Annotated in this window: 9 protein-coding genes; 1 reads left to right on the top strand and 8 read right to left on the bottom strand. The window is 37.8% G+C overall.

What is annotated here, in order from left to right:
* Positions 1 to 93 precede the first annotated feature (93 nt).
* Complete coding sequence (gene tcuA, locus V7127_RS07880; protein WP_335484670.1) at positions 94 to 1,602, bottom strand: FAD-dependent tricarballylate dehydrogenase TcuA; 1,509 nt, start codon at positions 1,600 to 1,602, stop codon at positions 94 to 96.
* Positions 1,603 to 1,802: 200 nt separating this feature from the next.
* Between tcuA and V7127_RS07875 the strand changes: the two genes are divergently transcribed.
* A complete protein-coding gene (locus tag V7127_RS07875) occupies positions 1,803 to 2,717 on the top strand; it encodes a LysR family transcriptional regulator (protein ID WP_335484668.1) in 915 nt (304 codons plus the stop codon).
* Between the two features lie 867 nt (positions 2,718 to 3,584).
* Here V7127_RS07875 and V7127_RS07870 read toward each other — a convergent pair.
* The 7 genes from V7127_RS07870 to V7127_RS07840 all read right to left on the bottom strand — a co-directional run bounded on the left by V7127_RS07870 (position 3,585) and on the right by V7127_RS07840 (position 11,038).
* On the bottom strand, positions 3,585 to 4,580 hold the full coding sequence (locus V7127_RS07870) for a D-cysteine desulfhydrase (protein ID WP_335484666.1): 996 nt from the start codon (positions 4,578 to 4,580) through the stop codon (positions 3,585 to 3,587).
* Positions 4,581 to 4,775: 195 nt separating this feature from the next.
* Entirely contained in the window at positions 4,776 to 5,519 is a 744-nt protein-coding gene (locus V7127_RS07865; RefSeq protein ID WP_335484664.1) for an amino acid ABC transporter ATP-binding protein, read from the bottom strand.
* A gap of 15 nt (positions 5,520 to 5,534) precedes the next feature.
* Entirely contained in the window at positions 5,535 to 6,200 is a 666-nt protein-coding gene (locus V7127_RS07860; RefSeq protein WP_438823981.1) for an ABC transporter permease subunit, read from the bottom strand.
* A gap of 27 nt (positions 6,201 to 6,227) precedes the next feature.
* Complete coding sequence (locus V7127_RS07855) at positions 6,228 to 7,049, bottom strand: amino acid ABC transporter substrate-binding protein (protein ID WP_335484659.1); 822 nt, start codon at positions 7,047 to 7,049, stop codon at positions 6,228 to 6,230.
* Between the two features lie 245 nt (positions 7,050 to 7,294).
* Positions 7,295 to 8,902, bottom strand: coding sequence for a rhodanese-like domain-containing protein (locus V7127_RS07850; RefSeq protein ID WP_335484657.1), 1,608 nt, complete (start codon positions 8,900 to 8,902; stop codon positions 7,295 to 7,297).
* A gap of 37 nt (positions 8,903 to 8,939) precedes the next feature.
* The gene (locus tag V7127_RS07845) at positions 8,940 to 9,536 is read right to left on the bottom strand and encodes a cysteine dioxygenase family protein (protein WP_335484654.1); all 597 of its coding nucleotides are present in this window, start codon (positions 9,534 to 9,536) and stop codon (positions 8,940 to 8,942) included.
* Between the two features lie 305 nt (positions 9,537 to 9,841).
* Positions 9,842 to 11,038 carry a MalY/PatB family protein gene (locus V7127_RS07840; RefSeq protein WP_335484652.1) on the bottom strand — a complete coding sequence of 399 codons (1,197 nt, stop codon included), beginning with the start codon at positions 11,036 to 11,038 and terminating at the stop codon, positions 9,842 to 9,844.
* Positions 11,039 to 11,044 lie beyond the last annotated feature (6 nt).

The following is an 11,044-nucleotide window of genomic DNA, read 5'->3' as shown; positions in this document are numbered from 1 at the left end:
AAGTAAGATAACGGCTTTTATTAATATGGGGCTTAATCATTAATAAATTTTTACTATGAACAATATATAGAAGAAAATAAATTTGAATCGTTTTTACACCTTCGTCTCCTTGTTCATGGCCGAGAAGGCGGCTGAAGCCCCGGCCAGTTTCCCAAACACCGAACCGGACATTAAACCGGATCCCCCAGGATAATTTCCGTAAAAGATACCTCCAACCATTTCTCCGGCTGCAAATAGTCCCTGGATCGGTTGTTTTTCGGCATTCAACACTTCCCCATTTTTACTGACAAGTAATCCGCCAAATGAAAAAGTAATCCCACACGTAACTGGGTAAGCATAAAAGGGAGCCTGTTCAATTTTTAATGCCCAGTTGCTTTTCGGTGGATAAATTCCTTCGGTTCCCTTGCCATCCTTTTCTGTAGGATTAAACGTCCCTTCTTTAACGGATTCATTATATACACGGATTGTTTCCAGAAATGAGGTTTGATTGACCGGAAGCTTATCCGCAAGATCCTCCAGCGTATCCGCCTGATAAAAAGTCGCTTCATCCAGGTTATATTCTTTCCTTAGCAGTGGCCGCACCTGTGCATCATAAATTTGATATGCGACATGCTCTGGTTGTTTTAAAATTTCCCTTCCATACTTGGCATACGTATAGTTCCGAAAGTCCGCTCCTTCATCGACAAACCTTTTACCATCTTTATTCAACATGACGCTTAACGGATAGGAATGCTTTTTAAAAATATCCCCTGGTTTTGTAAAATCGCCGACTTTCGGAGCGTTATAGTCCGTGCCAATCGAATGGCATCCAGACCATTCCCCATATTTTTGAGCCCCTATAGCCAATGCCATAGATATTCCGTCTCCTGTATTGTACTCTGTGCCCCTTACAATTGCAGCCTCCCACTCTTCTCCGATATGCTCGCGGCGCAATTCCGGATTGGCTTCGAATCCCCCACAGGCTAACACAATGCTGTTTGCGGCTACAATCTGTTCGTCAGTCCCCTTTTGTATAACGACTCCTACCACCCTGTCTCCTTCTGTAACCAGTCGAATCGCACGTGAATCATACCAAACATCAATGTCCATTTCTTCCGCCCGTAAAAAGAGTTTTTCCATCAGCCCTATACCCTTATTGGCTGTTTTAACTGGGAGTCCGCCCCAAAATTGAAGTTTCCCATCCTCTCTTAGATACGATTGATTGTCGCCATTCAGTTCGAATTGAATGCCGTGGCCCTTCATCCAGTTAATTGTTTCATAGGAGCGTGATACTAATTGGTCTGCTAAATCCGGATCGGACCTTCCTTCGGTAACCCTCATTAAATCCTCATAATAATCGGAATCACTGTAATTAGGCATAACAATCTGTTCAGCCTGTTCATCCGGTAAATCGGTTACTATTTTTCGGATGTCATTTAGATCATTGTAGGCAAAACGGATTGCCCCATCTGTAAAAAAAGAGTTCCCGCCGCGTTTGTGCCTCGGTCCTCGTTCAAGGACAAGAACACTTACCCCATTTTCACGTGCAGACAGGGCCGAACATAGAGCTGCGTTCCCAGCTCCGACCACCACCACATCATACGCTTTTGTCTTTTGACTCATTGTCCATCCTCCTTCATATTTCCTTAAGAATGTGCCCAGTTATACAGGTTGTATTGCGGTATTCATACAACGTTACTATCTGTTTCGGGTCTTTTGTTTCTTTGTCAACAAGATTGTAGTATAATTTCAAATATTAAGAAAATACCTTTTTTTTATTATTTACTATAAAACTAATTTATGGTTAGACAGGTGATCATTAAATGGACGAAAAAGACTGGAATATTTTGCTTACCCTGCATGAAGAACGGAATATTACAAAAGCAGCCCAGCGATTATATATTTCACAACCAGCTTTGACCTACCGAATTCAGCAGTTGGAGAAGAAATTCGACACCCATCTTGTAACAAGGGGAAAGAAAGGGGTAGAGTTTACTGTACAAGGAGAGTATTTGGTAGAGTACGCTATGGATATGGTTCTACAGCTCCAAAAGACCCATGATCACATACTCCAAATGGATATGAATATGAAAGGGACATTGAGACTAGGGGTTTCGAGCATGTTTGCCCGGTATGAACTACCCGTAATTTTAAAGAACTTTTTATACCAATACCCCAATCTTGACATCAATCTGAAGACGGGATGGAGCTCAAAAATCACAGAAATGGTTCAAAGGGAAAATGTGCATCTGGGGATTATACGAGGGGAACATCATTGGCAGGGACCCAAAAGGCTCATCGGTGAAGAAAATATTTGCATTGCTTCAAAAAAAAAGATAGATTTTAAAAAACTGCCCGATATGCCCCGGATCAATTACCTAACAGACCCCTCTCTAAAGAATGTACTCGATAACTGGTGGCAGGAAACATACAATACCCCTCCCCTAATAACAATGGAAGTGGATCGAATCGAAACTTGCAAACAAATGGTCGTACACGGTCTTGGCTATGCTATTCTTCCAGCAATTTGCATTAAGGATGAAGAGTTTCTTTTTACCTCTCCAATTATCATGAAGGATGATAGACCGTTAACTAGGAAAACATGGATGGTATATCGGGAATCCACTTTGCAATTAGCGTATGTCAACTCATTTATCGACTATTTGATAGATACCCTTCATAGGGGAGAAAGTAATAACAACTCTGTTCCCTCTGTAGGTGAAAGCTTGGCTGAATAGAACTAAGCCTAAGAAGCCTCCCCTTTAAAGAGAAATAAAGAAACTAATTATTAATAAATTTGGAAGTACCAATTAGTTTTCAACGATGATAGATAATAAAACACTTTAATAAATCAATAAAGAATCACGATGCACTAACACAGTGATTCTTTATTGTTTTTCTGCATTTTTACTAATAGGGGTGCCACCAACAAAACGAGAATTTACAACATTAAGAAATCTGAATACAAAAAATATTTCCATAATAATTTGTTGATTTTTTACTCAATGCTTGTTCAACAATCCTACTTCATTAGCTTAAGTACATTTCTTCACAATCTCCACGATATAATTAAAAATGTTATTCAACAATCTGGCCCTTTAATTGAATAACATGATAGGGAGTTTTCAGCATCCTCAAGAGTAAAAAAGAAAAATTCTGTATAATTTATTCAGGATTTTGATCAATCTTTATTACAAATTGACAATCTTTTTTTAAAAACAATCAGACCTTATTATGATTAATCTTTTTACAAAGCTACACAATCCACAAAATCATTAATAGCTTGTTTAGCTAATTATTTAATTTAATTAATATTAAATTAATAATCTTATTTAACCTACCTTTTCGCTATTTAAGGTCAGCCGGAAAATATTTCTGGCTGACCTTTTATATGGTTTTGCTCAATAAGAAAAAAGGATTACTGCCGTAATCCCTTTTTCAACATTGCCTTCGAGAGAAAAGTGTGCACGAATGTGTGCACAGACTTATTTTTTTAGTTTATCTAAATTGTTCTAGATTTCTTTTAACAGCCCTCAAGCCCTTGATTTAATTTAAACTCTCTTTTTGTAGGCACTTCCAGTAAATTCAAACAGAGTACTAAAAATTTACTGAAAGAGTGCAGTGTTGGCATATAACGCTGCGGATCCACCAGAATGTACAAATAGGATGTTATCTTTCCGCTTAAAGAAGCCTTTCTGGATTAAATCAATTAGTCCAGCTGCGGCTTTACCAGTATAGACTGGATCCAGCAAAATTCCTTCTGTTCTTGCAATGAGTTTGACGGCCTCTACCATTTCCGGAGTAGGTATAGCATAGCCTGGTCCGACATACTCATCAAAACACGTAACCGCCTCACGAGGGATTAAACTTGGAATACCAATATGTGCTGAAGTTTTTTTAACAAGCTGAAAGACTTTCTCTTCTTGTTCCGCTTTTTCTCTGCTCACATTGATTCCAATTACGGGTATATTACATTGATTTCCATGAAAACCCGTCACCAATCCTGCATGCATTCCGCCGCTGCCGCTTACACAAACAACGGCATTGAATGGGTCTCCTTGATCGAAGGATTGTGCTAAAATCTCCTGAGCACACGCAACATATCCAGTTGCCCCAATGGAGTTCGATCCTCCAACCGGAATGATATAAGGTGTATGTCCTTCTGCTGATACCTCTTTCGCTACTTGTTGCATTTCTTTCATCAAGTCTGTCCCATTCGGCACAATCTTGACTTTTTCTGCGCCCATTAAATGATACAAGAAATAATTCCCATTAAACTCCGGCTCAGAATCTATTAAAAGCCCCTTTTCCAATACAAGAATGCACTTCATATTCTCTTTAACAGCAGCAGCGAGTGTTAAACGACAATGATTGGATTGAATGCCTCCACAGGTAATTAACGTATCCGCACCTTTTTCTACTGCGTCTGCTACAAAGAATTCTAGCTTTCTTGTTTTATTTCCACCAGCCGTCAGCCCAAGTAAATCATCCCGTTTCATATAGATGGAGGGACCCCCAAGAACCTCAGATAAATTTTGCAATTTTTCAATGGGTGTATAGGCAGTTGTATATCGCTTTCTAGGAAATTGCGCTAAATTCATATATAATCTCCTCCAAGATCCTCTTTTTAAGGCAAGTTATTTATAAAGTACTAGTCTGATGCAGTGAAGACATTCAATAGAATAACCCCTAACTAATGTAGGGGTCATCTAGTAGCAGCTTAGGTATTTTTTTAACCGTCCATAAATAGGGGCACAGTTCACTCATTGCTTGGTGCGTCTTCTTGAGACATCTTATTACACACAAAGTTTATTTAAAAATTGTAATGTACGTTCATGGTTAGTATGTGCAAAAATTTGTTCAGGCGTTCCTTCTTCGACAATTAGACCATTATCAATGAAAACTACTTTATCAGCTACCTCACGAGCAAAGTTCATTTCATGAGTCACAACAACCATGGTCATTCCTTCTTTAGCTAGTTCTTTCATTACCTTCAGAACTTCTCCTACTAATTCGGGATCTAATGCAGAAGTAGGTTCGTCAAAAAGGAGAACTTCCGGTTCCATGGCCATTGCCCTAGCGATTCCTACACGCTGCTGCTGTCCGCCGGATAACTGAGATGGGTAGTGGTTTGCACGTTCCTTCAAGCCTACCTTTTCTAGCAATTGAAGAGCCTTTGCACGTGAAAGCTCCTTGTCCCGCTTTCGAACAGTGACCAAGCCCTCCATCACATTTTCAAGGGCTGTCATATGAGGAAACAAATTATAACTTTGGAAAACCATCCCTGTTTGCTGGCGGAACTTAATAACCTCACCTTTTGAAACTTGCTTTTTATCCTGAAAATCCAACGTATATTTTCCGAGCTTAATGGTCCCTTTTGTAGGCATTTCCAGTAAATTCAAACAACGGAGCAAAGTTGTTTTTCCCGATCCTGAAGGCCCAATAATACATACCGTATTGCCTTCCTCTATTTTTAAATCAATTCCTTTTAAAACCTCTGTTTGTCCAAACTGCTTATGCAGGTCTTTTATTTCAATCACGTGTAATTCCTCCTATCAGCCCGCAACATAACGATCAAGTCGCTTTTCCATACGCCCTTGAGCATTAGATAGAACAGTACTGAAAATCAAATAAATAAATCCTGCCAGACAATATAAGACCAATGGTTCATAGGTTATTGCGGTAATTTGTTGAGCCACCCTAAACATTTCAGTCACCGTAAGGGTTGCGGCAAGTGACGTATCCTTTACCAAACCAATAAAACTGTTTGATAAAGGAGGAACTGATACTCTTGTTGCCTGAGGTAGAACAACCCTTCTTAATGCCTGTCTATAGCTCATCCCGATGGAATAAGCAGCCTCCCATTGGCCTTTATTAATAGAAAGGATAGCAGCACGGATAATCTCAGAATTATAGGCGCCAACGTTAATAGAAAAACCAATAATAGCTGCTGGCAGAGGGTCAATCGTAATTCCAACACTCGGAAGTCCGTAGAATATAACAAATAACTGAACGAGAAGTGGTGTTCCTCTAATTACCCAAACATAAAATCTTGCAACAGCGCTGAGAGGTTTAATTCCCGAGATTCGAGCCAGTGCCGTAAGCAGGGCAAGAATAAGTCCCAGAAAAAAAGAGATAAGAGTCAAGGGTACAGTAAAGGCGATCCCCGCTTTCAACATCGGGAAAAATGAATCTCCGATGATTTCAATTATTCGTTGCATTCTTTCATCAAACATTTGAACACTTCCTTATTTTGAAACATCAGTTCCAAAGTATTTTTGAGAGATGCTTAAATACGTGCCATCATTCTTCATGTCGGAGAGCGCTTTATTTATGGCATCTATTAATTCTTTATTATTTCCTATTCTAAACATAAGTCCCATTTTCGCCTCTTTCTCATGTTCTGCCACAGCTTTAATTGCTACATCAGGCTTTTGCTTTATAACATCCTGAAAAGCCAATTTATCATTAATAATCACATCAGCACGTCCTGAGATTACCAGGTCAATTCCTTGATTAAAGCTTTCGTCTGTCACGATCTCGGCACCGTAGGATTCAGCGATATCTTTATAGTTAGATATTAGTTGCTGAGCAGCTTTTTTCCCTTTCAAATCTTCAAAAGATTTAATCGTGTCATTGTCACTTTTAACAATCAAAACAGGCCTTGACACAACATACGGGTCAGAAAAATCGTATTTTTCCTGACGGTCAGGACGAATTTCGATTTGATTCGCAATCACATCGAAACGATTCGAATCAAGCCCGGCAAAGATACCGTCCCATTGGGTTTCAACAAACTCCGGCTTTACACCAATTCTGTTTGCTATTTCTTCAACAATCTCAATATCAAAACCTGTCAATTTTCCTGAAGCATCGTGGAAGCTAAACGGTGAATATACTCCTTCTGTACCAATTCTTATTTTTCCTTCCGCTTTAACTTGCTCAAACAAATTATCACTTTCGGCTGCCTGATTGACCGGTTGAGTAGTTGATTGATTTTGTGTTTTTCCACATGCAGTTAATACAAGTGAAACGAGTAACAAGAAAGTTACAAATTTAAAATTCTTCATTAAGCATCCTCCTCAGATTGGTTTATTAGTTTCCATAAATATGAATATTCAGATAATTTTTAGCAAAATAAAAGTCCTGTTAAATATCATTTTATACTCTGAAATCATATTAAACTTAATCTTTTCTAGCAAATTAGGCCCTCTAGTATAAGATTAATATTATACTAGTGTAGATTTAGTCCTTGCGCAAGGAAAATTTAAAAAGCGGTATTCCTAAAATTTTAGTAGCTTTTAATAAAATTGTGTCATATATTCTGATAGATTTGCTGTATATGACTTAATTGTGTTTCCAAATCTATTTCCCACACCAAATAATCATTCATATGTTTTTTACCACGGTCAGGGTCATCAAGATAAATATCATCCTCTTCTTTTATAAAACCTTTAGATCCATATTCAAAGGAATAACCAGCTTTAGACCATGCCTTTTTGCCACCCTCGAGGACATATATATCTTTAAAACCCAACTCTAGTAAAGTTGCTGCACATAAAGTTGAACCATAACCATTCTGACAGGTAAGGACAATTGTGTCACTTTCTTTAGCCACCTTATGAATTTGAAATTCTAGCCAACCTCGGGATAACCATAATGAATTTGGTATATGTCCACTTTGGTAACTTTGGCTTGTATCAACATCAATTACAGTTAATTTAGGATTAGACACTAACTTTCCTTTTAAATCAGGTGCATTTATTAGGTTAACTTTCTTAATGGCCGTATTATATCCAAGTGGCGAAGCTTGTGTTTCCCCTTTTTCAATGGCAAAATCAGAGTTTTTCCATTGTCCAACACCGCCATCTAATACAAAAACATTTTCAAAGCCCATTTTTTTGAACCAAAAGGCGGTTATGACAGATCGATGTCTATCATTGCTGATAAAAACAATATTCCCCTTTCTAACAGCAATATAGTCATCCGCTTCTTGTATTGCTTGCCCGCCTGGAAGGTTATATGTTCCGGGAATATGTCCCTCAGCATACTCAAGCGGTGTTCGTACATCAAACTCATAGAGCGTATGATGATCAGATTCATTCCTCATATCTTGATAGCTTTTCAAGGAAATTAACTGTATATTATTTTCTTCAATTAACTGGCTAATAAAAGTATTTAGTCTTGGTAAGTTCTTTTCATTACGCGATATGTTTGACTGGGGAGTGTTAAAACTCAATTCAAGATTTGCTAGAGCCCAACCCATAGTACCATTTTTTAAGTTATATACATTCTTAAAACCCATTTCTCTCAATGTCTTAGATGCAATAATACCACGTGTGCGTCCAGCGCATGTTAGGATTATATCTTGTTCGTCATTTTCAATATAATCAAAAATTTCATGATATAACTCTACGCCAGGAATGTTTATTGCTCCAGGAACACTTCCTGTATTTTTTACTTCTTCAACAGGGCGAACTTCGATAATAATGAAATTTTTTTCATCACTTTTCAACCTTTTATTCACTGTTTCAGGCTCTACATATGGTACATTTCTTGAAACCCTTTCTCCAAAAGCTTTACTCGGGACATTCACCCCATTAATAAGATAATTGTTTTCCTTGTCCCATTGATCTAATCCACCTTCCAGAACATATACACTTGTGTACCCTAATTTTTCAAGTGTGTTCGCAGCCAAAGTTGATCTACTTTCATCATTACAGTAGAGAACAATTTTGGTGTTTTTCACTGGTACTAATTCGAGAATTCTATACTCTAGTAATCTCCTTGGTATATTTGTAGAAAATAGTATTTGTTTACTTTCATACTCCATTCTTTCTCTAACATCAATTAATGCAAACGAAAAATCATGTGATTTAAGTAATTCTAATACTGTATTTCGACTAACCTTTTTAACCGACATAAATTTACACTCCTACTGATTATTTGGCCGTATACTATTATAAAGAACCAATTTCTAATTCATCCCACACTTTGCGCTTCCCAGTTATTGGGTCATACACATGCCTTTTTATATTCATTATGTTCCCCCCGTAAACGTGAAACCCTACGCATGGCTCACCGACATGACCGCTGCGTACATCATGAATATCATCATCTTTTGTGCAACATACTAATACATCGCCCTTTTGCAAGAAATGTACTCCTTTAGGTTTAAGTACTTCTTCTTTGCCATCAATCGGTTTATAATAGTGGGTTTCAATTTCCATCCCTTGTACAACACCAACAACTCCCCAAGTACAGTGATCATGAACAGGAGAGCTTTGACCAACAGCCCAAACACAGGATAAAATTGAAAAGCTATTATCAGGAGCTACATAAACCAAATAATCTGTACTATCTGCAATTTTTTGAGGATCCGATATTAGATATTCTTTATTAAGAAAGCCCTCAATTTGCAAAAGTGGTTTCAACAAACTAGCTACCCCTTTCGTAAGGGTCTCTTCATCCTTGTTATTACGGACCAGTTCATAAACATCTTGAATAAACTTTTTAAACTCAGGGTGGAAACTTTCATTGATTTTTAAATCCGCCATCTAATTCACATTCCTTTCACTTATGTTATTTTTTTCTAATAATCCAACTATAATGATAACGCTTACCTAATTTTGTTGGATTTTGATTATTATAATTATTATGTCAATAGCCTGGTGTAATGAAAAGTACCAGAAATGATTAATTCAAGGGACCAATAAAGGTGATTTAGAATCTTAACTTTAGTCTAATCATTCTTTAAGAAACACAAATCGTAAATTAAATCCCACCTATAATTAACAGGTGGGATTGTAAAGAGGTTCTTTAAAATTATGAAGAAAAGCTCTATTTCAATCTATATAGGCAGCTATACTAAATTACTTTCAGGTTTTTTCATATTTTCGCAAGCCCTTTTCATACAAGCAAGACCTTTTTCAAGAACCTGCGTCTGCGTAGCAACATTCAAGCGCACGAAACCTTTACCGGGAGCACCATAATTAGAACCACAGTTCAATTTGATACCTTCGGATTTAAACATCTCAATTAACTTCGACTGTTCAATATTCCAAGCTCGGAAATCAATCCATAGTAGGTAAGTTCCTTCTGGTTCTATCACTTTTACTTCCGGCATTGTTTCTGCTATAAACCTTTTAACGATATTGATGTTCTTTACAAAGTACTCATTCTGCTGATCCACATAATATTCACAATCATTATAAGCAGAAATCAGTGCTTCAATACCAAAATAATTGTAGTCGAAATGATAGTTGTCATAAACCACATTGTACTGATCACGAAGTGTTTTGTTCTTAATTATGACATAAGCGGAGTAAAAACAAGCAAGATTAAAGGTCTTGCTTGGTGATCCCATTACGATAACGTTATCCGCAATATCCTTTGAGATAGAGAAATACGGAGTGTGCTTATGATCACCATAGATAATGTCACCGTGGATCTCATCACTGACTATCAAAGTGTCGTTCTTTCTGCAAATTTCGGCCATTCGTGTAAGTTCGTCTTTTGTCCACACACGACCGACTGGATTGTGAGGATTACAAACCAATAGAATTCGGACATGCGGATCAGAAGTTTTTTTATCGAGATCATCAAAATCTATTTCGTAGCGCCTATCTTTAAGAACCAGATCGTTACTTTCAACTTGCCGTCCAATACCCTTAATTACAACATTAAATGTATTATATACAGGGTCCTGCACTAGAATTGTATCACCTGGCCGAGTGTACGCGTTAATTATCATCCAAAGTGCGCCAGTCATCAATCCCTGTGAATGGCGGACTGTTTCCTGTTCTAAAGAAATACCATAACGCTTTTGATACCATCCACAGACGGCACTAGAAAAACGCTTTTGGGGGAATTTACCGTAAGCGTAGACTCCATACTCCGCTCGTTTGCGTACAGCTTTAATTACAGGTTCTGGAGCTTTGAAATCAGTATCTGCAACTCCGAACGGGAGATACTCTCCATCTTCGCCCTCATAATCCCATTTAAAGGAATCCGTCCCGATTCGATTTATTGGTTCGTCAAAATTATGATGTAGTTTCATAGGTAT

It is taken from the genome of Bacillus sp. JJ1773, assembly GCF_036962035.1.
GTDB lineage: Bacteria > Bacillota > Bacilli > Bacillales > Cytobacillaceae > Cytobacillus.
This window is presented reverse-complemented; position numbering and strand designations above follow the sequence as displayed.

Excerpts from the sequence above, each read along its gene's own strand:
- tcuA (WP_335484670.1), bottom strand. The coding sequence starts at position 1,602 with ATGAGTCAAAAGACAAAAGCGTATGATGTGGTGGTGGTCGGAGCTGGG.
- V7127_RS07875 (WP_335484668.1), top strand. The coding sequence starts at position 1,803 with ATGGACGAAAAAGACTGGAATATTTTGCTTACCCTGCATGAAGAACGG.
- V7127_RS07870 (WP_335484666.1), bottom strand. The coding sequence starts at position 4,580 with ATGAATTTAGCGCAATTTCCTAGAAAGCGATATACAACTGCCTATACA.
- V7127_RS07860 (WP_438823981.1), bottom strand. The coding sequence starts at position 6,200 with ATGCAACGAATAATTGAAATCATCGGAGATTCATTTTTCCCGATGTTG.
- V7127_RS07855 (WP_335484659.1), bottom strand. The coding sequence starts at position 7,049 with ATGAAGAATTTTAAATTTGTAACTTTCTTGTTACTCGTTTCACTTGTA.
- V7127_RS07850 (WP_335484657.1), bottom strand. The coding sequence starts at position 8,902 with ATGTCGGTTAAAAAGGTTAGTCGAAATACAGTATTAGAATTACTTAAA.
- V7127_RS07845 (WP_335484654.1), bottom strand. The coding sequence starts at position 9,536 with ATGGCGGATTTAAAAATCAATGAAAGTTTCCACCCTGAGTTTAAAAAG.
- V7127_RS07840 (WP_335484652.1), bottom strand. The coding sequence starts at position 11,038 with ATGAAACTACATCATAATTTTGACGAACCAATAAATCGAATCGGGACG.